Annotated in this window: 1 pseudogene; it reads left to right on the plus strand. The window is 64.8% G+C overall.

Annotated elements, in window-relative coordinates:
• Window positions 1-22: 22 nt before the first annotated feature.
• Window positions 23-270: pseudogene (locus tag SAY88_RS25095) on the plus strand (IS3-like element ISMtsp5 family transposase); the annotation flags it as partial.

Genomic DNA, 270 nt, shown 5'->3' on the forward strand with positions numbered 1-270 from the left:
GGACGGCGTTCGGGTGTTCACGGTGGACGACGGCTGGGGCTGGATATTCACCGCCATCGAGCATTGGAACGCCGAGTGCGTCGGCTGGCATGTGTGCAAGCGAGGCGACCGCTTCGCCGCCCTTCAGCCGATCTCCATGGGGCTTGCGAGGCTGTATCACTCGACCTCCGCCGGCGCGGCTCGGGGGCTGGCCTTGCGAATGGATCACGGCTCGCAGTATCTGTCGGACCACTTCACCAACCAGATCAAGTTCTGGGGCATCCAGCCGTC

The sequence above is a fragment of the Halalkalibacter flavus genome (assembly GCF_036663575.1).
GTDB lineage: Bacteria > Bacillota > Bacilli > Bacillales > Bacillaceae_D > Halalkalibacter > Halalkalibacter flavus.